The organism is Pseudomonas sp. B21-059 (genome assembly GCF_026016285.1).
Taxonomy (GTDB): domain Bacteria; phylum Pseudomonadota; class Gammaproteobacteria; order Pseudomonadales; family Pseudomonadaceae; genus Aquipseudomonas; species Aquipseudomonas danubii.
The window spans coordinates 5,690,353-5,711,833 of record NZ_CP087201.1; the positions used below are offsets into that span (position 1 = coordinate 5,690,353).

The window sequence follows — 21,481 nt, forward strand, 5'->3', positions numbered from 1 at the left end:
GGGGCCCCACGACTCAGGTCGACAGTTGATTGGCGAACTGACCCACCGCGCTCACCACTTTCTGTGCGCCGTCCTGGATCTCGACGATCACCGTGCCGGCTTCTGCAGCCAGGGCCAGGCCCTGCTCGGCCTGCAGCTTGCCTTCGGCCATCAACTCCACGGCTTCACGGGCCATGTCCTGGTTCTGCCGGACCACGCCGACGATTTCTTCGGTGGCCTTGCTGGTACGCGAGGCCAGTTGCCGGACCTCATCGGCGACCACGGCAAAACCCCGTCCCTGCTCACCGGCACGGGCTGCCTCGATCGCCGCATTGAGCGCCAGCAGATTGGTCTGCTCGGCAATTCCGCTGATGGTCTTGACGATGCTGCCAATCACCAGGGATTGCTCGTTCAGAGCGCCGATCCCCTCGCCGGCCTCCTGCATGTGTTTGGCCAGATCACGCATGACGTTCACCGCCTCGGTGACCACCGTAGTGCCGCGCTGGGCGCTGTTGTCGGTCTGCAACGAGGTGCTGTAGGCAATGTTCGCCGCTTCGGCCACGGCCAGTTCCTGATTCACCTGATCGGTGATCACCGTGGCGAACTTCACCACCTTGTAGAGCTTGTTGTTGGCGTCCAGCACCGGGTTGTAGGACGCCTCCAGCCAGACCACCCGGCCGTGGGCATCGATCCGCTTGAAGCGTTCAGCGATGAATTCCCCGGCATTCAGGCGTCTCCAGAACGCCTGGTAGGCCGCGCTGTTGTACTCCTCCGGCTCACAGAACATGCGGTGATGCTTGCCCTTGATCTGCGCCAGGCTGTAACCCATCCCGGCCAGGAAACGGTCATTGGCGGTCAGCACATGGCCATTGAGATCGAACTCGATCAGCGCGGTGGAACGCATCAGCGCGCCGATCAGGTTCTCGTGCTCGCGGGAGGCCTCGATGGTGCGGGTCAGGTCGCTGGAAAAGATCGCGAAGTACTTGATCCGGCCCTCTGAGTCGCGAATCGGCTGGGAAATGGCGCGCAGCCAGGCTTCCTCACCGTTGCCCCGCAACAAGCGCACCGCCCCGGCAAAATGCTCGCCCCGGGCCAGGGTCGCCTTGAAGCGCTGATGGAACTCGTCGCGCTTGACGTGTTCCGGGACGATGTCCTCCAGGGCACGCCCCACCAGATCGCCTCCCTTGTAGAGCATTTCCTGGGCGAAGTTGTGGTTGACCGATTGAATCCGTCCATCGGCGCTCAAATTGATCACGAGCATCTCGCTTTCAAGACTTTCCTTCACTTGCTGAAGGCTCGAGAGTTCTTCACGAAGCGCCGACAACTCTTGCTTCAAGCGTTTATTGAACATGAGGATGCACCGGGGACGGGGGACTGAAAAAAATGGGCTGCTTTGGGCCTAACATCGGCCCTGAAAGTATTTTCTTAATAGCAACTGCGACTTGTCCGACCAAAAAATTTCAACGGCAGGCAAAGCCCGTCGATACGGGGCTTTCGCCGAAGATTCATCGCCGCGTTGGAGCGCGTATAGTCGGCTTCTGGAAATTCCACGGCGATCGACGGAGTTGGACTATGGACGCAACACGCAAGGCACTTTTCCAGCAGGCGGCAGCCCGGATCGGCCACAGTTTCGAAGGCGAGATGCGCATTGGCGGCAACTATGTGCCGGCGGTGCGTAACGGTGATGAGGTCTATGTCAGCGGGCAGATCCCGCGCATCGACAACACGGTGATGGTGGTCGGCCGGGTGGGTGCCGAGACGTCCCTGGAGCAGGCTCGGCACGGGGCACAGATTTGTACCCTGCGAGCCCTGGCGATCCTGGAACAGATGCTCGGCGACCTGCAGCGGATCAAGCGCATTCTGCGAATCAACGTCTATGTGCAGAGCGCGGCGGACTTCACCCAGCAGAGCGAAGTGGCGGATGGCGCCTCAGAGATCCTGTATTCGGTGTTTGCCGAGGCCGGCGTGCACACACGCACTTCGCTGGGGGTCTATCAGTTGCCGAAAAACGCCTCGGTGGAAGTCGACATGATCGTTGCCCTGCACCCCGAGCCAGGCGACGCCTGAGGGCACGACACCGGAGTCAGCTGCCGTTGTTGCGGCACTGACCCACCACCTGATATTCGATGGTCTTGAGCTGACCGGCGGAGTCTTCATACGTCATGCGCGAGGGCACCACCTCGCAGGACTTGGCCGCAGGCGTCACATTGACCACCCTGGCGATATCCAGCGCCATGCCATAGCGGTAGCTCTGCACCACCGGGGCCGGTTTGCCCTGGCTCGCGGCATAGCGCTCCATGGCCTTCTGGTTCTCCAGCATGGCGCGGGTAAAGGTGCGATCACCACCGCCCTCGGCCAGGGCCAGGGCAGAAATGGACAGCAGCAACGCGGCGATACTCAAGTTGAACAGCTTCATGACAGTTTCCTCGTCCAGTTGACTCCAGCGAGGATAAGGAACCGACCCTGTCAGAATGATCGCGGGCACATTACTTATCTGTAATGCCCCTTCAGGCAACTTCCCTCCCATTGCCATCGCCACTGTTCATGGGGGTTTCAGAGGCTTTGGCCGAGCGCTACCAGCATCCTTTCTTGCACAATTGTAATCACCGGGTCACCTCGCCGTTATCGACTGTTTGCAACTATCGACAGCGACTTTCAGGGCGCTTCTGCGCCGGTCAGTCCCCCCAATAAGAACGCCTCTGGCGATATAAAAGTTGATAGCTGCCAACACTCAGGAGCGACCCCATGCGAATCAATCCCCCTCTGTCCCTGTCCGTGCTTGCCGCGGTACTGGGGCTATGTCCCGTGGCGGCGGTAACCGCCGAGGAACGACCCGAAGGCTTTGTCGAAGGCAGCCGCCTCGACCTGTTGCTGCGCAACTACTACTTCAACCGCGATGATCGCAAGGGCCAGTCCAGCCCCACCGGCAACGGTTACTCCGAAGCCTGGGCCCAGGGCCTGATCGGCAAGTTCGAGTCCGGCTTCACCCAGGGCACGGTCGGCTTCGGCATCGATGCCTTCGCCATGTACGGCCTCAAGCTCGACTCCGGCAGCGGGCGCAGCGGCGGCCGTGGCTCCTTCGGCATGCTGCCGGTGAACCACGACAACGAGCCCGCCGACGGCTATGGCAAGGCCGGCGGCGCGGTGAAACTGCGAGCCCTGGACACCGTGGTGAAAGTCGGCGACGTGTTCCCCAAGACGCCGGTGGTGCACTACGGCGACTCGCGCCTGCTACCGGAAAGCTTTCGCGGGGTGACCCTGGAAAACACCAGCCTCGACGGTCTCAACCTGCAGGGCGGGCGCCTGCACGCCATGAGCCAGCCCGACAGCAGCGGCATGCGCGACGGCTTCGCCACCTTCTACGCGGGCAAGGTCGACTCGCCTTGGGTCGGCTACTTCGGTGGCGACTACAAGTTCAACCCCAACCTCAGTTTCAGCCTCTACAGCAGCCGCCTGAAAGACGCCTGGGATCAGTACTACTTCGGCACGGCGGTGAACTACCCGGTGTCCGACGACCTGACCCTGTTCAGCGGCTTCAACTATTACAAGGCTGTGGACGAGGGCAAGAAACTGCTGGGCGAGTTCGACAACAACATCTGGAGCGCCAAGGTCGGCGCCACCTACGGCGCCCACACCCTGGCCCTGTCGCACCAGCGCAACAACGGCAACGACGACTTCGACTACCTGCGCCAGTCGGACTCGATCTTCCTCGACAACTCGATCCAGTACAGCGACTTCAACTCGCCCAAGGAGCGTTCGTGGATGGTCCGCTACGACCTCGACATGCAGACCTTCGGCATCCCCGGTCTGTCGTTCATGACCCGCTACGCGCGCGGCAGCGACGCCGACTACAGCCATGCCAACTCGGTGTACATGCGCCGCGACGCGGCGGGTGATCCGCTGACCGATCAGCGTCGCTGGGAGCGGGACATCGAAGCCAAGTACGTGTTCCAGGGCGGCACGCTCAAGGACCTGTCCCTGCGCATCCGCCAGGCGACCATCCGCTCCAGTCAGTTCGAGTCCGACCTGGAAGAATTCCGACTGATCGTCGAGTACCCCCTGGCCCTGCTCTGATGTACCTGGCCGGGCAGGTTGACGCCTGCCCGGTGTTAAAACTTCTTCACAGACGCATGGCTTTCAGAACTGTAATATCGGCCTCACCTTCTCGTTAGGTTGGCCTCCATATACTCCTGAACACACTCGAATCCGCCGTGATTCCCCCTGGCCGGCGAGCTTGTCAGGAGAAACACCATGGGTCCCACCCGACTATTGTTGATCGGCCTTCTGGCCACTACCGGCTCCGCCGTCTGGGCATCTGATGGCAGCGAACGCCCACGGCAGGTCCGCGACACCTTCCTCGCCAGCCAGGAACAGATTCACGGCAACGCCAGTCAGCAAACAGCCGCGGCTGGCACCGGCACTTCCCCTCGCGACGCTGGCGCATCCGCTACGGCCGAGGAAGATATTTAACGGCGATGGCCTACCGAGCACATTCATCTCTTGAAGCGTTTTTTTGATGCTCCTTTGGAAAGAGATGAATTTTTAGCGTCCCGCATGGGGCGCTTTTTTTTGCCCGAGAATTACCGGCCATGCTGGGCTTTTTCAGCCGCTGCCGCAGGCTGCGAACACCTGCGCAGGAGGCGCCGTTCTTTACCGCGCTGAAGGTCCTGCGGACCTTTGCGCAGCTTCGCCTTGGCTCAGCAGCGGCTACAGGGATGCAAGAGAGACATAGGTGTTAACGAGATACATCTGTTAACAGGCCGAGCCAGGACTAGCGTGAAGGGATCATTCCAGCACAGGGAGAGCCGGGTAATGCAATTCCGATCCAATGGTTATCGCCTGCTCAAAGGACGACACACACAGATCGGTAGAATCTACGCGATAACCGCCGTGACCGAACAGCGACGCCCGATGTTCAGCGACTTCTACCTGGGGCGGCTGGTGGTCGAACAAATCAGGGCCCAACACGAAGCGGGACTCATCCACTCCCTGGCCTGGGTGGTCATGCCTGATCACATTCACTGGTTGTTCCAACTGCAGAAATGCTCGCTGGAAGAGTCCTTGTGCCGGCTCAAGTCACGAAGCGGGCGCAACATCAACCAGCGCCTTAACCAGCGTGATCGACTGTGGCAAAAAGGGTATTACGAACGGGCCATCCGTCGCGAAGCAGACCTCAAGGCGCTTGCCCGCTACATCATCTACAACCCGGTTCGAGCGGGACTGGTCCAGCGCGTAGGCGACTATCCCCTCTGGGATGCCGCCTGGCTCTAACCCACCCGCCCTGTAGCCGCTGCTGAGCCAAGGCGAAGCTGCGCAAAGGTCCGCAGGACCTTGCCTGACGATCCCCCGCCAACCCCGCAGCGACCTCAAGACCGCCGCGTCCCTTCGACGGAGTGCCGCCCAGCCCGCTCACAGCCTGCGGCAGCGGCGACAGGCGCTAATCCTCTTCCTTGTGGTGCGCCCATTGGTACAGCGCCGGCAGAACCAGCAAGGTGAGGATGGTGGACGACAGGATGCCGCCAATCACCACGGTCGCCAGGGGCCGTTGTACTTCGGCGCCGGTGCCCGTGGCCAGGGCCATGGGGATAAACCCCAGGGACGCCACCAGCGCGGTCATCAGCACCGGACGCAAACGGGTCAGGGCGCCTTCGTGAATGGCCGTGGACAAGGGGCGCCCTTCCTCGCGCAAGTTACGGATAAAGGCAATCATCACCAGGCCGTTGAGTACAGCGACACCGGAAAGTGCAATGAACCCCACCCCCGCCGAGATCGACAGCGGAATATCCCGCAACCACAGGGCCATGATCCCGCCGGTCAGGGCAAAGGGAATGCCAGTGAACACCAGCAGGCCGTCCTTAAGGTTGTTGAACATCATGAACAACAACCCGAACACCAGCAGCAGCGCCACCGGCACCACCACTTGCAGGCGCTGGGACGCCTCCTGCAATTGCTCGAACTGGCCGCCCCAGGTGGTCCAGTACCCCGCGGGCACCTTGACCTTGCCGGCAATCAAGGCCGTGGCCTCTTCGACAAATGAACCGATATCTCGCCCGCGAACGTTGGCGCTGACGATCACCAGGCGCTTGCCGTTCTCACGGCTGACCTGATTGGGGCCCAACACCAGATCGAGGCTGGCCACTTCCGACAGGGCGATAAAACCGATCTGCCCGTTGGCCGTGCCCGCGGTCGCCGGGATCGGGATCAGCAGCCGCGAAAGGCCGTCAATGTCGGTACGCAGTTGGTCCGAGAGACGCACCACCATGTCGAAGCGCCGGTCGCCTTCATAAAGGGTGCCGGCCTGACGCCCGCCCACCGCCACTGCGATGGTGTCTTGCACATCGCCCACGTTCAGGCCGAATCGCGCCGCCTTGTCGCGGTCGATATTGATGGTCAGCACCGGCAGGCCGGAGGTCTGCTCGACCTTGACTTCCGAGGCACCGGACAAGCCCTGCAGGGCCGTGGCGATTTCATTGGCGGTCTTGTTCAGCACGGTCATGTCGTCACCGAACACCTTGACCGCCACATCGCTGCGCACCCCGGAAATCAGCTCGTTGAAACGCAGTTGGATCGGCTGCGACAGTTCATAGGCGCTCCCCGGCACCAGGGCGCTGGCGCGCTGGATATCAGCAATCAATGCCTCCCGGGACTTGCCCGGGTCCGGCCATTGCGCCTTGGGCTTGAGCATCACGTAACTGTCGGAAATATTCGGCGGCATCGGGTCCGAGGCGATCTCCGCGGTGCCGGTGCGGGCAAACACCCGCTCGATCTCCGGCACCTGCGCCAGCAGGGTTTTCTCCAGACGCTGCTGCATGTCCACCGACTGCGTGAGGCTGGTGCCGGGCACCCGCAGAGCCTGTTGGGCGAAGTCGCCTTCGCTGAGGCTGGGAATGAATTCACTGCCCATGCGGCTGGCCAGCACACCGCTGCCCAGCAGGATCGCCGCGGCCGCCGCGAAGGTGGTCGCACGATGGCCCATGACCCAGTCCAGCACCGGGGCGTAGCCACGCTTGGCGCTGCGCACCAGCAGGTTTTCCTCTTCCTTGACCTTGCCGGTGACGAACAGCGCAATGGCCGCCGGGACGAAGGTCACCGAGAGGATCATCGCCCCCAGCAGGGCCATGACCACGGTGAAGGCCATGGGGTGGAACATCTTCCCGGCCACCCCGGTCAGGGCGAAGATCGGCAGGTACACCACCATGATGATCAACTGGCCGAAGATCAGCGCACGCCGGGCCTCCTTGGCCGCGGCAAAGACTTCATGCAGGCGTTCGGAGCGAGTCAACATGCGGCCGTGGTGCTGCTGGGCATGGGCCAGGCGGCGGATGGCGTTCTCCACAATCACCACCGCGCCGTCGACGATGATGCCGAAATCCAGGGCGCCGAGGCTCATCAGGTTGGCGCTGACCTTGTTGCTGAACATGCCGGTGAAGGTGAACAGCATCGACAGTGGAATCACCAGGGCGGTGATCAGCGCGGCGCGGATGTTGCCCAGGAACAGGAACAGAATCACGATCACCAGCAACGCGCCTTCGAAGAGATTCTTCTTCACCGTGGCGATGGCTTTTTCCACCAGGTTGGTGCGGTCGTACACCGTGACCGCCACCACCCCTTCGGGCAGCGAGCGGTTGATCTCTTCAAGCTTTTTCGCCACGGCCTGGGACACGCTGCGGCTGTTCTCGCCGATCAGCATGAACACCGTCCCCAACACCACTTCCCGGCCGTTCTCGGTGGCCGCGCCCGTACGCAGTTCGCGGCCGATCTGCACCTGGGCGACATTGCGCACGCGGATCGGCGTGCCGTCGCTGCTGCTGATGACGATGTTGGCGATGTCCTCGATGGACGCCAGTTGCCCCGGCGCACGGATCAGCAACTGCTCGCCGCTGCGCTCGATGTAGCCAGCGCCGACGTTGGCGTTGTTGCGCTCCAGGGCCGTCACCAGATCATTCAGGGTCAGCTTGTAGGCCGCCAGGCGCTTGGGGTCCGGAGCGATCTGGTACTCCTTGGCGAAGCCACCGATGGTGTTGATCTCCGCCACGCCCTGCACGTTGCGCAACTGCGGCTTGATGATCCAGTCCTGGATCACCCGCAAGTCGGTGGGGGTGTAGGGCGTGCCATCTTCCTTGCGCGCACCGTCCTCGGCCTCCACGGTCCAGAGGAAGATTTCCCCCAGCCCGGTGGAGATCGGCCCCATCACCGCCTCCACGCCTTCAGGCAATTGCTCACGAGCCACTTGCAGGCGCTCGTTGACCAGTTGCCGGGCGAAGAACAGGTCGGTGCCGTCCTTGAAGATCACTGTCACCTGGGACAGTCCCGAACGCGACAGCGAGCGGGTCTGCTGCAACCCTGGCAAGCCGGCCATGGCGGTCTCGATGGGAAAGGTGATGCGCTGCTCGGTTTCCAGAGGCGAAAACCCTGGCGCTGCGGAGTTGATCTGCACCTGGACGTTGGTGATGTCGGGGACCGCGTCGATCGGCAGTTTCTGGTAGCTGGCGATGCCGACCCCGGCCATCAGCAGCACCGCCAACAGGACGATGATGCGCTGCTCGATGGCGAATTGAATGAGGCGCTCAAACATGGGAAATCACTCTGTGCTGTGACCGATCAATGGCCATGGTCGGCCGAGCCTTTGCCCAGCTCGGACTTGAGGGTGAAGCTGCCACGGGTGGCGACCCGGGCACCGGCGGCCAGGCCTTCGCGGATCTCGACGAAACCGTCCTGAGTGGCCCCGGTGACCACCGGCGTGGCCTGGAAGCCCTCGGCCACCCGGACAAACACCGAAGGCCGGTCTTCCACGGTCTGGATCGCCGTCTGCGGCACGCTGACCGGCGCTTCGAAGGCCTCGGTGGCCACTTGCACCGAGACGAACAGCCCCGGGCGCCAGGCGTCATCGGGGTTGGCCAGGGTCACCCGTACGGTGGCGGTCCGGGTCTGCTCCCCCAGCAAGTTGCCGACGTAGGCCACCTGGCCCTGGACCTGGGTCCCCAGCTCACTGGAGCTGACATGCACCGCCTGACCGACCCGGACTTTGTCCAGGTCCTTGGGAAACACCCCAAAGGTGGCCCAGACCCGGGACAAGTCAGAAAGGGTGAAAGCGGCGCTGGTTTCGCTCACCACTTCGCCGACGCTGAGGTGTTTCTCCACCACCACGCCATCGAACGGCGCGCGCATTTCATAGCGATTGCCCCCCACCAACTGCGCACTGCCACTCAGGGCATTCATCTTCTGCCGGGCGTTGTCGAGGGCGATTTGCGCTTCTTGCAGGGTCTGCCGCGCCAGCAGGTAATCCTGCTCGGCGGAGATCTGGTCGACCCACAACTGGCGTTCACGCTCGAAAGTGGTACGGGCCAGTTCCACCCGCCGTCCGGCAGCCGCCAATTCACTGCGCAGGTCAGACACCTGCTGGCTGGCAATGACCGCCAGCAGTTCGCCGCGCTTGACCGCCTGACCGAGATTGACCTGCACCGACTCCACCACGCCGGCAGCCCGCGGCACGATGTGGGAGGTGCGATCCTCGTCAAAGCGGATTTCCCCCGGCAGGCTGAGCAGGCGGTTGAGGCGCCGGGGCCCGGCCTCGGCCAGCTCGATACCGGCCGCCTGGATCTGCTCGGGACTGAGCTCCAGATGCCCTTCAGGTTCGTCTTCGCCATGCCCGGCCGGCTCTGCCACTGCAGGTGCCTGGGTGCGGGCGGGGGTAGCGAACAGGTCCGGCAGCAGCAAGGCCGCCGCTCCCAGGCCGACCACCGCTGAAATGGCCATGACAAGGCTGCGTTTTTTATCCATGGGTGCTCCTGACAATCGATGTTCGGCAGCGCGAGAAGCGCCTTACGAGGTAGGCGGAAAGAAAAGTTCGTCGAGAGCCCGGTGCCATTCATGGACGCACCAGTGCCGGGGCGGCTCATCCGGCGGCGCCAGCGGTGCACCGCTGCAATCGCTGACCAGCAGGGCGGCTAGGCACGCGAGGCCCCTCAACCAGGCTTTCACCAACGGCTGAGGTCGCCGTAGATGCGTTCGATCCGCACCCAGGCATCGGTGGTTTGCGCCACGGCGGCAAGGTACTGGCTGCGAGCGCTGATCAAGGTGCGCTGGGCATCCAGTACTTCGAGGAAGCTGAACTTGCCCATCTCGAAGCCCCGGGTGGCACTGTCCACTGCGCGCTGGGCCGCGGGCAGGATGATCTGGTTGAACGACTGCACCTCGCCCCTGGCGGTGCTCCACTGCTCCAGGGCCTGGCGGGTTTCGCTGCGCAGGCGCAGCTCGGTGGCGTTGCGCAGGTCCCGGGCCTGATCGGCGCGCCGGGCGGCAGACAGCACATTGCCCTGGTTGCGGTTGAACAGCGGCAGCGGCATCGACAGGCCCACCAGGTTCACCCGCTCGCGGGCACTGGCGTCGTACTGACTGCCAACGCTGACGTCGAGGTCGGGAATGCGCTGGGCTTTTTCCAGGCCCAGGGACGCCTCGCGCTGGACAATCTCCTGCTCCGCCAGACGCAGCTCCGCGGTCTCCTGCAACCGATTCAGCAATTGCGCCGAAGCCGGCGGAGTGACCACCGCCAGCGAGGGCTCCTGCACGGCGGCAAAGTTCGTGGTGGCAGCGCCTGTGATCCTGGCCAACTGCCGATAGGCATTGTCCTGCTCCATCTGGCCACGATTGAGTTCCAGGCGAACTTCCGCCAACTGCACCTGGGCCCGGGTGGCCTCCACCGGCGAGGCCTTGCCGGCATTGACCCGCCCCTGGGCCACCGTGACACCGCGCTCGGCCAGGGCCAGGGAACGCCCGGCCAGTTGCGTGCGCTCCTGGGCCCGCAGGGCGGCGTAGAAAGCCTCCAAGACATCGGCCCGCAGCTGGTTGCCCCGTCGCTCCAGTTCCAGGGCCGCCAGCGCCTGCCCGCGGCTGGCCAGCTCCACCCGAGCGCCGCGCTTGCCTCCCAGTTCCAGCGCCTGGCTGAGTTTGACCGAGGTGGTGCGGGTATCCCTGCGGGTGTCCTCGGCATCCACCGACAGCACCGGGTTGGGCATCAGCCCGGCCTGTTGGCGAGCGCCCTGGGCGATCTCGATCTCCCAGCGTGCGGCGGCCAGTTCGGGGTTGTTGGCAAAGGCATTGGCCAAGGCGCTATCCAGGCTCAGCGCGAGTGGCTCGGCAGCACTCGGAGACTGCGCCAGCAGCGCCAGCAGCAGCGCCGCAGAGCAGCGCCAGGCTGCCCGGGGAAGTGTTCTCGGGAAAGTCGGCATAACAGGTTCCGGCCCCTATAGAGGCAAAGTGTCTGCGAAAGTGCAGCGGAACATATCGGTGGTTATTCAACAGCGCCCTGGCCGATATGGAACTGCAACAGTTCGCCCATTGACTGGGAGAGTTTCAATATCGACTAAGGGTAACTTTCGCTGCTTATCAGCAGGGTGGCGCAAAGATTACAAATCCGTTAGCAAAGGCTCTGCATCAACGTTCTGTATTAACATTCCGCCATCCAAAGACAATGCCAGACGCACTTTGAAACGCTCCACACAAAGTTAAGTGCGTCTCAAGCTGCCTGCATGAAAGTGCACTTTTAAATTATTAATCCCGTCATTTACAGCAACTTTCTTTTACTGCCCCTTATCGCCGAGAACCTCATCAGCATGCGTATTCTGGTTATCGAAGACGAACTTAAAACTGCCGACTACCTGCATCAGGGACTGACTGAAAGTGGATATGTGGTGGATTGTGCCAATACCGGCGCGGATGGCCTGCACCTGACCCGCCAGCACGCCTACGACCTGGTGATCCTGGACGTCAACCTGCCGCAGATCGACGGCTGGGGCGTGCTGTGCCAGATCCGCCAGGACAGCAACACCCGGGTAATGATGCTCACGGCCCAGGGACGGCTGGCGGACAAGATCCGGGGGCTGGACCTGGGGGCCGATGACTACCTGGTCAAGCCGTTCGAGTTCCCCGAACTGCTGGCCCGGGTCCGCACCCTGATGCGCCGCAGCGAACAGGCAGCGGTGCCCGACGTGCTCAGGGTCGCCGACCTGGAACTGGACCAGGGCCGGCACCGGGCCTTTCGCGGTAAACAACGCATCGATCTGACCACCAAGGAATTCGCCCTGCTGCACCTGCTGATGCGTCAGAGCGGCGTAGTGCTGTCCCGGACCCAGATCATCTCCTTTGTCTGGGACATGAACTTCGATTGCGACACCAACGTGGTGGAAGTCTCGATCCGCCGCTTGCGAGCGAAGATCGACGACCCTTTCGAGCGCAAACTGATCCACACCCTGCGGGGCGTGGGCTACGTCCTCGAAGAGCGCGACTGAGCCGCACGATCGCCTCGCCGGCCAGACCACCTTTTTGCTCATGCATCTGCTGATGCCCCGCCGGCTCCACCTGCTCGATCTCGATCCCGTCCGGCACGCCTTGCAGGAGCAGGTACATGCTCTCCCTGGCAACAGCTCTGTAGAATGCCTGCTCCATTCTCAGCGCAAGGGACCGACATGCCTCATCAGCCTTGGATCTTTGGCCTTGTCATCGCCGTACTCGCCAGTACCGCTGGCTGGGCGCCTGCCCAGGCCGCAGCACTGGACTGCGAGCACATCAGCGTCAGCGAACAGATCGATCGCTGCGCCCGGCAGGACAAGGATCGCGCCGACGCTGCGCTCAACCAGAGCTATCAGGCACTGCTGGTGCGGGTCCACAACCTGTATCCCAGCAGCCTGCTGCAAGAGCAGGAATACCTCGGCAAATTGAAGAATGCCCAGCGTGCCTGGATCAAATACCGCGACAGCAGCTGCGTGCTGGAGGCCTTCGAAGTGGAACCGGGCAAGCCGGCCCACGTCACCCTGATCAACCGCTGCGTGACCCGCCTGAGCAACGAGCGCACCCGCTACCTGGACCAACTGCTACCCAAATAATCACACCCGCTGAAGAAAATTCGCGAAGCTGATCAGTAGCCCCCATCAGGTTGCGCCGATGCGTGCCGAGCCTCGCCCACGCGCCCACCAAAGTAGCCGGCACTGGCCACCCCCACCGCCCCCATCACCGCGCAATAGATCACGCAGATCCATGGGCTCCAGGGCATCAGGGCAATCAGCAACAACGGCGTGGTGCTGGCCCAGAGGGCATAGGCGATGTTGTAGGTGAAGGAAATGCCCGAGACGCGAATCCGCGGTGGAAACAGGCTGACCATCACCGATGGCACCGCCCCCACCACCCCGCAGCCCAGGCCGGCGATGGCGTAGGCCAGGCCGATCCACTCACCGCCGCTGATCAGGCAGCCATAGAGCACGGCGATGCCCAGGGGCAGCAGCAGGCTGTAGAGCATCACCGTGCGCCAGGCGCCGAGGCGGTCGACGATCAGCCCGGCCAGGATGCAGCCGATGTTGAGGAAAACGATGCCCAGGCTACTCAGAGCAAAGGTATGGCTGGCGCTCATGCCGAAGCTCTTCTGCATCATGGTCGGGGTGATGACCACGAACACCACCACCGCCGAGGTCAGCACGCAGGTGAGGATCAGCGCCGGCAGGATCGCCAGCCGGTGCTCGCGCAGCACGGTGCGCAGGGGTAATTCGCCGGCGCTGTCGCGTTGGTTCTGCAGGGCCACGAACACCGGGGTTTCACTCAGCCAACGGCGCAGCCAAACGCCGATCACCCCAAACACCCCGCCCAGCAGGAAAGGGTAGCGCCAGGCATGGTCGAGAATTTCCTCGGGGCTGAAGACCCGCGCCAGCAGGGTCGCGGTCAGCGCGCCCAACAGGTAGCCGAAGGTCAGCCCGGCCTGGAGAAAACCCAAGGCATAGCCGCGATGGGCCCGTGGCGCGTGCTCGGCGACAAATACCCAGGCACTGGGCACTTCGCCCCCCACGGCGGCACCTTGCAGCACGCGCAGCGCCAACAGCAGCAAGGGCGCGAAGTAACCGATCTGGGCATAGGTGGGCATGATGCCGATCAGCAGGCAAGGCAGCGCCATCATCAGGATGCTCAGGCTGAAGACCTTCTTGCGCCCCAGCCGGTCGGCGAAGTGGGCCATGAGAATGCCCCCCAGGGGCCGGGCCAGGTAGCCGGTGACGAAGATCCCGAAGCTTTGCAGCAGGCGCAGCCATTCGGGCATTTCCGGAGGGAAGAACAGCTGGCTCAGGGTCAGGGCGAAAAATACGAAGATGATGAAATCGTAGATTTCCAGGGCGCCGCCCAGGGCGGCCAGGCCCAGGGTCTTGTAGTCGGCGCGGGAAAAGCGCGCCGGCGACGACTCAGTGGAAGGGGTCATAAAAGCAACTCGGAGGGTGGCAATCAGCAAGGCTGCACATGGTCTATGCAATCGTCCCGAGGAACAACCATCAGTCGTTGGCGACCCGGGCTATAGACGAGCCCTTGGCCATGGCGATGGCGGCCTGGATCGCGGCGCGGGCCTGGGGGCTGTTTTTCCAGCAGCTGGAGCCCACCAGGGCTGAAGCCTGGGTAACGATATCCAGGGCATCGGCGGCGGCCAGCTGGCTCAGGGAAATGATCCCCAGTTGCTCCAGGCGACCCACCACTGTGGGCCCGACACCCTTGACCTTGAGCAGTGCGGCGCGTTCTTCGGGGGAAAATGACATCGGCTTTGAGTCCTTTGCAGTCCGTGGCAATTGCCGCATTCTTGCACAGTTCTCGGCCGCCTCAGCCTGGGGCGGCCGTCTTCCTTATAAACATAAGAAATCCGAGGTACTGACGTGGCCGCTGATATTCAAGATAGCCGCTCCGCCCGCTTTGCCCTGCGCTGTTCGAACTGGGCTGAACGCTGGTTTCCCGATTCCTGGGTGTTCGCCGCACTGGCGGTGATCATCGTCACCCTGGCCACCCTGGCCATGGGCGCCAAGCCCACCGATGCCGCCATGGCCTTCGGTGACGGTTTCTGGAGCCTGATTCCCTTCACCATGCAAATGGCCTTCGTGGTCATCGGCGGTTACGTGGTGGCCAGTTCGCCGCCAGCGGTGAAGCTGATCGACAAGCTGGCGCGCATCCCCAAGAACGGCCGCTCGGCGGTGGCCTGGGTGGCGCTGATTTCCATGGTCGCCTCTTTGCTCAACTGGGGCCTGTCCCTGGTGTTCGGCGGCCTGCTGGTACGGGCCCTGGCCCGACGCACCGAACTGCGCATGGATTACCGCGCCGCCGGGGCGGCCGCCTACCTGGGCCTGGGCGCTGTCTGGGCCCTGGGGCTGTCGTCCTCGGCCGCGCAGTTGCAGGCCAACCCCGGCAGCCTGCCGCCGTCGATCCTGGCCATCACCGGGGTGATTCCTTTCACCCAGACCATCTTTCTCTGGCAGTCGGGGGTGTTGCTGCTGGCCCTGATCGTCGTCTCGCTGATCGTCGCCTACGCCACCGCCCCGGGGCCCAACAGTGCCCGGGATGCCCAGGCCTGCGGGGTCGACCCGAGCTTCAGCATGCCCAAGCCGCAACCGCGGACCCGCCCCGGCGAGTGGCTGGAGTACAGCCCGTTGCTGACCATTCTCCTGGCGCTGCTGGCCGCCGGCTGGCTGTATCACGAGTTCGCCACCAAACCGGCGATCACCGCAATCTCCGGGCTCAACACCTACAACTTCCTGTTCCTGATGGCCGGCGCCCTGCTGCACTGGCGCCCACGCAGCTTCCTCGATGCCGTGGCCCGGGCGGTGCCCACCACCACCGGGGTGCTGATCCAGTTCCCGCTTTACGGTTCCATCGCCGCGCTGATGACGGTGGTCAAGGGCGTGGACGGCCAGACCCTGGCCCACCACATCTCGACCTTCTTCGTGCAGATCGCTTCCCACGACACCTATGCCCTGCTGATGGGCCTGTACTCGGCGGTACTGGGCTTCTTCATTCCGTCGGGCGGCGGCAAGTGGATCATCGAAGCGCCTTATGTGATGCAGGTGGCCAATGACCTGCAATACCACCTGGGTTGGGCCGTGCAGATCTACAACGCCGCCGAGGCCTTGCCGAACCTGATCAACCCCTTCTACATGCTGCCGCTGCTGGGAGTACTGGGCTTGAAGGCCCGGGACCTGATCGGTTTCTCCTTCGTCCAGTTGCTGGTGCACACCCCTCTGGTGCTGGTCCTGCTCTGGGCCCTGGGCACCACCTTGGCCTACTTGCCGCCCGTGATCCCCTGAAGGCTTGCCGAGCCCGCTCCGCCAAGTCGGAGCGGGCCTGTGGATAAGTCTTTTTCGACGCTGATTTCAGACTTTTCAGAGGCCATCGCAGTGGACTCCTGAAGCATTCCTGTAGTCTTTGCGTCATATTCGGTTGTTACCGTGCCACCGAAATAGTTTGTAACGAATTTCCAGATCGACGTGCAAGGAGCCGACATGAGCGACGATACCGACCAGCGCGACACCCCCGAAACCAACGCCGACCAACCCACCGACACCAGCCGCCGCCGCTTCCTTGGCGGCGTTGCCGTTCTTGGGGTCGGCGCCACCCTGAGCGCCTGCAGCAAGCCCGGCGAACCCGCTGGCAAACCGGATGCACGTCCGCTCTCCCCCACTGAGCTGGACAAGGCGCTGCGCGATCAGGTGAAGAACGTGGTGGTGCTGTTCGCCGAGAACCGCAGCTTCAACAACCTGTTCGCCAACTTCCCCGGCGTGGAAAAACCGCTGTCGGCCCTCAAGCCCGAAGCGTTCCAGCAACGGGACCGCGATGGCAGCCTGCTGTCGAAACTGCCGCCCATCTGGGGCGGCATCCTGCAAGTGGGGCCACAGACCCTGGACGGCATCACCTACCCAGTGGAAACCCAGTTCCAGGAAAACCTGCCCAATGCGCCATTTGCCCTCAAAGGCCCCAGCGGCGAGGACCTGCCCCTGGGCCTGGTGACCCGCGACCTGTGGCACGTGTTCTACCAGAACCAGATGCAGATCAACGGCGGCAAGAACGATGGCTTCGTGGCCTGGGCCGACTCCGGTGCCCTGACCATGGGTCACTACGCCCAGACCCGTTACTCCCTGCGCCTGTGGGATGTGGCGCGAGAGTTCGTGCTTTGTGACAACTTCTTCCAGGGCGCCTTTGGCGGCTCCTTCCTCAACCACCAGTACCTGATCAGCGCCAAGGTGCCGTTCTACCCCGACGCGGCCAACTCGGTGGCCAAGTCGCAGATCGCCACCTTGCAGGGCGACGACCCCAAGGGCACGCGCCTCAAGCCCCTGGACAAGTCCCCGGCCAGTGCCATGGACGGTGCGCCGCAGTTCGGCCCCAGCGCCCTGACCCCGGACGGTTACGCGGTCAATACCATGGCCCCGCCCTACTGGCCGACCTGGATTCGCGACCCGGAGCGCCCGGACTACGCCAAGCCCGATCTGCCCAGCGTGCTGGTGCCCCAGACCCACGAACACATCGGCGACAAGCTGTCGAAGAAGAACGTCGACTGGGCCTGGTACGGCGGTGCCTGGCAGGCCACTCTGGAGCAGTTCAAGGATTCCGGCGGGATTCCCAAGATCCCCAACTTCCAGTACCACCACCAGCCGTTCAACTACTTTGTGCGCCAGGGCCCGGAGAATCCGGCCGAGCGTGCCAAGCGCCTGCGCGACGGCGGCCTGGGAGACGAGTCGAGCACCAACAAGTTCTTCGCCGACGCCGAGGCCGGCAAGCTACCGGCGGTGACCTTCTACAAACCCCAGGGCAACCTCAACCTGCACGCCGGCTATGCCGACGTAGCCGCCGGCGACCGGCATATCGACCGGGCCCTGAAAGTGCTGCGGGAAAGCCCGCAATGGAAAAACATGGTGGTGATCGTCACCGTCGACGAAAACGGCGGCTGGTGGGACCACGTGGCGCCGCCCCAGGGCGATCGCTGGGGCCCGGGCACGCGGATTCCAGCGCTGGTGGTGTCGCCGTTCGCCCGCAAAGGCACGGTGGATCACACGGTGTATGACACGGCCTCGATCCTGCGGCTGATCACCCGGGTGTTCCAGCTGGAAACCCTGGACGGCATCAAGGAACGTGATGAGGCCATGATTGCCCGGGGCCAGAAACCCATGGGCGATCTGACCAACGCCCTGCACTTCAGCGTCTGACCCCGGCGGGGCCCGCAACAGGCCCGCCAGCCACCGCAGAACCGAAGCTCAAGATCCGCTTCGGCTCTGCGGCATCGGCACCAATAATAGCCATGTGACATCACACACTTTACCCATCCACCCGACGGGTAATATCCTGCGCGCCACTTATTTGTTTCATCAGTTTTCCGATTGGAAAGGGAGTTCGTCGTCATGATCGTAGGCATCGACCTGGGGACCACCAACAGCCTGGTGGCGGTCTGGCGCGACACCGCCAGTGAGCTGGTGCCCAACGCCCTGGGCCAGCTCCTGACCCCCAGCGTGGTGGGCCTGGACGATGAGGGCCGGGTGCTGGTGGGCCAGGCCGCCCGGGAACGCCTGCACACCCATCCGCAACTGACCACCGCACTGTTCAAGCGCTACATGGGCAGCGCCACCGAAGTGCGTCTGGGGGATCGTCTGTTTCGCCCGGAAGAACTCTCGGCCCTGGTGCTCAAGAGCCTCAAGGAGGATGTCGAGCGCACCTACGGCGAGCCGGTGGAAGAGGCGGTGATCAGCGTGCCGGCCTACTTCAGCGACGCCCAGCGCAAGGCCACGCGGATCGCCGGCGAGCTGGCCGGGCTCAAGGTGGAAAAGCTGATCAACGAACCCACTGCCGCGGCCCTGGCCTACGGCCTGCACCAGCGCGACAAGGAAACCTCGTTCCTGGTCTTCGACCTCGGTGGCGGCACCTTCGACGTGTCGATCCTGGAGCTGTTCGACGGGGTCATGGAAGTCCGCGCCAGCGCCGGTGACAACTTCCTCGGCGGCGAAGATTTCGACAGCCTGCTGCTGGAGCACTTCATCGAACAGCAAGGCCAGGCGGCGGACTTTCCCGAGCGCCAGAGCGTGCTCCAGGCCCTGCGCCGGGAAGCCGAACGGGTACGCCGTGCCCTGGGCCAGGAACCCAGCGCCGAGTTCAGCCTGCGCGTCGATGGCCGGCAATGGACCCAGACCATCACCCAGGCGCAGTTGGCCAACCTCTACACGCCCCTGCTGGAACGCCTGCGGGCCCCCATCGAGCGGGCCCTGCGCGATGCGCGAATCCGCGTCAGCGACCTGGATGAAATCCTCCTGGTGGGCGGCGCCACCCGCATGCCCCTGGTACGCAAGCTGGCGGCCGGATTGTTCGGGCGTTTTCCGTCCATCAGCCTCGACCCCGACGAAGTGGTGGCCCAAGGCGCGGCGGTCCAGGCCGCCCTCAAGGCACGCTCCGCGGCCCTGGAAGAAGTGGTCCTGACCGACGTCTGCTCCTACACCCTGGGCATCGAAACCTCCCAGCAGTACGGCAACCAGATCGAGGGCGGGCATTACCTGCCGATCATCGAGCGCAACAGCGTGGTGCCGGTGAGCCGGGTCAAGACCGTGCAAACCTTGCACGACAACCAGGAGCAGGTGCTGCTGAAGATTTTCCAGGGCGAGAGCCGCCTGGTGCGCGACAACGTCGCCCTGGGCCAACTGGAAATGCAGGTGCCCAAGCGCCCGGCCGGTGAAGTCTCGCTGGACGTGCGCTTCACCTACGACATCAACGGCCTGCTGGAAGCCCAGGTGAGCATTCCCCTGACCGGTGAGAGCCGTTCCCTGGTGATCGAGAACAACCCCGGCGTGCTCACCCCGGAAGAAATCCAGGAGCGGCTCAAGGCCCTGGAGCAACTGAAGGTTCATCCCCGCGACCAGCAGGTCAACACCCTGCTCAGCGCCCGCCTGGAACGTCTGTATCAGGAAAGCCTTGGGGAATTGCGCGAACAGATCGGCTATTGGGCCGGGCAATTCCAGCAAGTGCTGGACACCCAGGACGAGCGCAAGATCCGCGAAGTGCGCAACCAACTCAGTGAACAGTTGCAGAGACTGGAAAACGGCCACTGGCACTGAGGAGCGGCGACATGGACTGTTGGACCCTGCTGGAGCTGCCGGACGATGCCGATGAGCGCAGCATCAAGCGCAGCTACGCCAAACGCCTGAAAACCACCCGTCCCGATGAGGATGCCGAAGGCTTCCAGCGTCTGCGCGAGGCCTACGAGCGGGCGCTGCAACTGGCTCGCTGGCGGGAAGAGGAAACCGACGACTGTTCCCCCGAGCCCATCGCCTCTGCTCTGCCTGCGGACAACCTGCAGGCCTGGTCGGGCCTGGTAGAGATGAGCCCGAGCCTGGCCCCCATGCCAACAGCCGCTGTCACGCCAACACCGGCACAGAGCCTACTCAAGGGCCTGACCCTGGAGAACCTGCCGCAACGCTGGCCAGAGGCCCAGGCCCAACAATGTGCCCAGGACTTCCAGAACCTGCTGCTGGAGCACTGCTGCAACCACCCCGAACAGCGCGCGCCCCTGGTTGAGTGGGCGGTTCAACATCTGGAATGGCTGACGCCCTGGCAAAGCCTGTCGATGGGCGACGCGCAACAACGCTCGCTGGTGGGAGCCCTGCTGGGCTATTACCGCCAGACCCTAAAAGACCAGTTGCAAGCCAACCAGGAACGGGCGTTCCTCGCGCAACTGACGCACTACAGCGAACAGCTCTGGCTGCAGATTTTCGATCACCGTCTGCAATGGCAAAGCACGGTACTGATGCTGCTCAACGAGCAACAGTGGAGCGTTCCCCTGTTCGAACGGGTCTGCCAAGTGTTCGGCTGGGATGAACAACGCGGCGCGATCCCGGAACCGGCCTGGGTCTGGCAACACCTGGTCCAGCGCTGTCAGCAGGAAACCTTCTATCAGGACTTGCAAAACAAGCTGCAACAGGAACACAGCTGGGCCCCTGAGGTACTGGCGGCGCAACTGCTCGCCAAGCCACTGTCCCCGCGCCAGCAGCGCAACCTCACCCGCGGCTTTACCCAGAATGAATGGCAAGCCTGCCAGGAGCTGGCACAGACCCTGACCTGGCGCTTCCCGCAACTGATCGAGCGCCTGCCCCAGCGTGACGTGTTCTATTGGCAGAAATTCATGCCGCAACCCTCCACCACCGGGGAAACATGGGTCCGGGCCTGGGCCGGCATCGGGCTAGCGTTCACCCTCTTTTTCATTCAGGAACGCCAGGACCCGCCGTTGCTGGCGGCCATCATGGCGGCCTTGTGCGGCTGGCTGGCGGCGGTGCTCGGCCTGTTGGCACTGAGTGCCTGGAACGCCCTGGCGTTGCGCCTGCTGGATCTGGACCTGTGGCTCAGTGAACGCCTGATACCCAAACAACTGCACAGGCCTCCCTATCGAAGGCTGCTGCGCCACGGCGTGCCCTTCCTGGCCTTGCTGGCGCTGTTCGCCTGCCTGCTCGGCGTGCTGGGGATGCTGACCTATCTGGGCTTCAGCCTGATTGGCGCCCTGCACCACAAGCGCATCGGCCACATGAGCGAAGCCTTCAGACTCAAGCATCCCTGGCTGAGCGTCTTGCACTGGTCGAACTTCAGCCCCTGGCAACCCGTCTTCTTGTTGCTGATGGTGGTTGTCATCCGGGCGTGCCAAGTGTTCTACCCGGCCTTCCCGCTGACCCGGTTGATCCCGGGCTGA

The 21,481-nt window shown here is 63.5% G+C and carries 17 protein-coding genes and 1 pseudogene; 10 read left to right on the forward strand and 8 right to left on the reverse strand.

The window, feature by feature from the left end:
• Window positions 1-13: 13 nt before the first annotated feature.
• On the reverse strand, window positions 14-445 hold the full coding sequence (locus tag LOY69_RS30705; RefSeq protein WP_253085032.1) for a methyl-accepting chemotaxis protein: 432 nt from the start codon (window positions 443-445) through the stop codon (window positions 14-16).
• Window positions 446-559: 114 nt separating this feature from the next.
• Window positions 560-1,330 (reverse strand): annotated as a pseudogene (locus LOY69_RS30710) (PAS domain-containing protein); the annotation flags it as partial.
• A gap of 221 nt (window positions 1,331-1,551) precedes the next feature.
• On the opposite strand from LOY69_RS30710, the gene LOY69_RS25265 reads away from it, so the two are divergent.
• Window positions 1,552-2,046: a RidA family protein gene (locus LOY69_RS25265; RefSeq protein WP_102860208.1), complete on the forward strand. Its 495-nt coding sequence runs from the start codon at window positions 1,552-1,554 to the stop codon at window positions 2,044-2,046.
• Window positions 2,047-2,062: 16 nt separating this feature from the next.
• Here LOY69_RS25265 and LOY69_RS25270 read toward each other — a convergent pair whose 3' ends face one another.
• Complete coding sequence (locus LOY69_RS25270) at window positions 2,063-2,395, reverse strand: DUF2790 domain-containing protein (protein WP_102860207.1); 333 nt, start codon at window positions 2,393-2,395, stop codon at window positions 2,063-2,065.
• Between the two features lie 329 nt (window positions 2,396-2,724).
• Between LOY69_RS25270 and LOY69_RS25275 the strand changes: the two genes are divergently transcribed.
• The 3 genes from LOY69_RS25275 (at window position 2,725) to LOY69_RS25285 (ending at window position 5,250) form a co-directional block, all read left to right on the forward strand.
• Window positions 2,725-4,053: an OprD family porin gene (locus LOY69_RS25275; protein WP_102880966.1), complete on the forward strand. Its 1,329-nt coding sequence runs from the start codon at window positions 2,725-2,727 to the stop codon at window positions 4,051-4,053.
• Window positions 4,054-4,230: 177 nt separating this feature from the next.
• A complete protein-coding gene (locus LOY69_RS25280; RefSeq protein WP_265073756.1) occupies window positions 4,231-4,449 on the forward strand; it encodes a hypothetical protein in 219 nt (72 codons plus the stop codon).
• A 342-nt stretch (window positions 4,450-4,791) separates the two neighbouring features.
• The gene (locus LOY69_RS25285) at window positions 4,792-5,250 is read left to right on the forward strand and encodes an REP-associated tyrosine transposase (protein WP_102880968.1); all 459 of its coding nucleotides are present in this window, start codon (window positions 4,792-4,794) and stop codon (window positions 5,248-5,250) included.
• Between the two features lie 166 nt (window positions 5,251-5,416).
• On the opposite strand, the gene LOY69_RS25290 is transcribed toward LOY69_RS25285, so the two are convergent.
• The 3 genes from LOY69_RS25290 to LOY69_RS25300 form a co-directional block, all read right to left on the reverse strand.
• Window positions 5,417-8,554: an efflux RND transporter permease subunit gene (locus LOY69_RS25290; protein WP_265073757.1), complete on the reverse strand. Its 3,138-nt coding sequence runs from the start codon at window positions 8,552-8,554 to the stop codon at window positions 5,417-5,419.
• Between the two features lie 26 nt (window positions 8,555-8,580).
• Window positions 8,581-9,759 (reverse strand): efflux RND transporter periplasmic adaptor subunit, encoded by a 1,179-nt coding sequence (locus LOY69_RS25295; RefSeq protein ID WP_265073758.1) that lies wholly within the window; start codon window positions 9,757-9,759, stop codon window positions 8,581-8,583.
• A 197-nt stretch (window positions 9,760-9,956) separates the two neighbouring features.
• Window positions 9,957-11,207, reverse strand: coding sequence for a TolC family protein (locus LOY69_RS25300; protein ID WP_265073759.1), 1,251 nt, complete (start codon window positions 11,205-11,207; stop codon window positions 9,957-9,959).
• A gap of 384 nt (window positions 11,208-11,591) precedes the next feature.
• On the opposite strand from LOY69_RS25300, the gene LOY69_RS25305 reads away from it, so the two are divergent.
• Both LOY69_RS25305 and LOY69_RS25310 read left to right on the forward strand, forming a co-directional pair.
• On the forward strand, window positions 11,592-12,266 hold the full coding sequence (locus LOY69_RS25305; RefSeq protein ID WP_102860200.1) for a heavy metal response regulator transcription factor: 675 nt from the start codon (window positions 11,592-11,594) through the stop codon (window positions 12,264-12,266).
• 177 nt (window positions 12,267-12,443) lie between these two features.
• Window positions 12,444-12,860 (forward strand): lysozyme inhibitor LprI family protein, encoded by a 417-nt coding sequence (locus tag LOY69_RS25310; protein ID WP_102880972.1) that lies wholly within the window; start codon window positions 12,444-12,446, stop codon window positions 12,858-12,860.
• Window positions 12,861-12,892: 32 nt separating this feature from the next.
• Here LOY69_RS25310 and LOY69_RS25315 read toward each other — a convergent pair whose 3' ends face one another.
• Together LOY69_RS25315 and LOY69_RS25320 are read right to left on the reverse strand one after the other, a co-directional pair.
• Window positions 12,893-14,212, reverse strand: coding sequence for an MFS transporter (locus LOY69_RS25315; RefSeq protein WP_102880973.1), 1,320 nt, complete (start codon window positions 14,210-14,212; stop codon window positions 12,893-12,895).
• A gap of 70 nt (window positions 14,213-14,282) precedes the next feature.
• Window positions 14,283-14,540, reverse strand: a complete 258-nt coding sequence (locus tag LOY69_RS25320) for a Pathogenicity locus (RefSeq protein ID WP_102880974.1) — start codon at window positions 14,538-14,540, stop codon at window positions 14,283-14,285.
• A gap of 114 nt (window positions 14,541-14,654) precedes the next feature.
• Here LOY69_RS25320 and LOY69_RS25325 point away from each other — a divergent pair, with 114 nt between their 5' ends.
• The 4 genes from LOY69_RS25325 to LOY69_RS25340 all read left to right on the forward strand — a co-directional run bounded on the left by LOY69_RS25325 (window position 14,655) and on the right by LOY69_RS25340 (window position 21,481).
• Window positions 14,655-16,073 (forward strand): short-chain fatty acid transporter, encoded by a 1,419-nt coding sequence (locus LOY69_RS25325; RefSeq protein WP_102860196.1) that lies wholly within the window; start codon window positions 14,655-14,657, stop codon window positions 16,071-16,073.
• Between the two features lie 195 nt (window positions 16,074-16,268).
• Window positions 16,269-17,969 (forward strand): acid phosphatase, encoded by a 1,701-nt coding sequence (locus LOY69_RS25330; protein WP_102880976.1) that lies wholly within the window; start codon window positions 16,269-16,271, stop codon window positions 17,967-17,969.
• A gap of 192 nt (window positions 17,970-18,161) precedes the next feature.
• Window positions 18,162-19,859 (forward strand): molecular chaperone HscC, encoded by a 1,698-nt coding sequence (locus LOY69_RS25335; RefSeq protein WP_110652194.1) that lies wholly within the window; start codon window positions 18,162-18,164, stop codon window positions 19,857-19,859.
• A gap of 11 nt (window positions 19,860-19,870) precedes the next feature.
• Entirely contained in the window at window positions 19,871-21,481 is a 1,611-nt protein-coding gene (locus LOY69_RS25340; RefSeq protein ID WP_265073760.1) for a J domain-containing protein, read from the forward strand.

What these genes read in the sequence shown, in the direction of transcription:
- LOY69_RS30705 (WP_253085032.1), bottom strand. Translation starts at nt 445, where the DNA reads ATGCGTGATCTGGCCAAACACATGCAGGAGGCCGGCGAGGGGATCGGC.
- LOY69_RS25265 (WP_102860208.1), top strand. Translation starts at nt 1,552, where the DNA reads ATGGACGCAACACGCAAGGCACTTTTCCAGCAGGCGGCAGCCCGGATC.
- LOY69_RS25270 (WP_102860207.1), bottom strand. Translation starts at nt 2,395, where the DNA reads ATGAAGCTGTTCAACTTGAGTATCGCCGCGTTGCTGCTGTCCATTTCT.
- LOY69_RS25275 (WP_102880966.1), top strand. Translation starts at nt 2,725, where the DNA reads ATGCGAATCAATCCCCCTCTGTCCCTGTCCGTGCTTGCCGCGGTACTG.
- LOY69_RS25280 (WP_265073756.1), top strand. Translation starts at nt 4,231, where the DNA reads ATGGGTCCCACCCGACTATTGTTGATCGGCCTTCTGGCCACTACCGGC.
- LOY69_RS25285 (WP_102880968.1), top strand. Translation starts at nt 4,792, where the DNA reads ATGCAATTCCGATCCAATGGTTATCGCCTGCTCAAAGGACGACACACA.
- LOY69_RS25290 (WP_265073757.1), bottom strand. Translation starts at nt 8,554, where the DNA reads ATGTTTGAGCGCCTCATTCAATTCGCCATCGAGCAGCGCATCATCGTC.
- LOY69_RS25295 (WP_265073758.1), bottom strand. Translation starts at nt 9,759, where the DNA reads ATGGATAAAAAACGCAGCCTTGTCATGGCCATTTCAGCGGTGGTCGGC.
- LOY69_RS25300 (WP_265073759.1), bottom strand. Translation starts at nt 11,207, where the DNA reads ATGCCGACTTTCCCGAGAACACTTCCCCGGGCAGCCTGGCGCTGCTCT.
- LOY69_RS25305 (WP_102860200.1), top strand. Translation starts at nt 11,592, where the DNA reads ATGCGTATTCTGGTTATCGAAGACGAACTTAAAACTGCCGACTACCTG.
- LOY69_RS25310 (WP_102880972.1), top strand. Translation starts at nt 12,444, where the DNA reads ATGCCTCATCAGCCTTGGATCTTTGGCCTTGTCATCGCCGTACTCGCC.
- LOY69_RS25315 (WP_102880973.1), bottom strand. Translation starts at nt 14,212, where the DNA reads ATGACCCCTTCCACTGAGTCGTCGCCGGCGCGCTTTTCCCGCGCCGAC.
- LOY69_RS25320 (WP_102880974.1), bottom strand. Translation starts at nt 14,540, where the DNA reads ATGTCATTTTCCCCCGAAGAACGCGCCGCACTGCTCAAGGTCAAGGGT.
- LOY69_RS25330 (WP_102880976.1), top strand. Translation starts at nt 16,269, where the DNA reads ATGAGCGACGATACCGACCAGCGCGACACCCCCGAAACCAACGCCGAC.
- LOY69_RS25335 (WP_110652194.1), top strand. Translation starts at nt 18,162, where the DNA reads ATGATCGTAGGCATCGACCTGGGGACCACCAACAGCCTGGTGGCGGTC.
- LOY69_RS25340 (WP_265073760.1), top strand. Translation starts at nt 19,871, where the DNA reads ATGGACTGTTGGACCCTGCTGGAGCTGCCGGACGATGCCGATGAGCGC.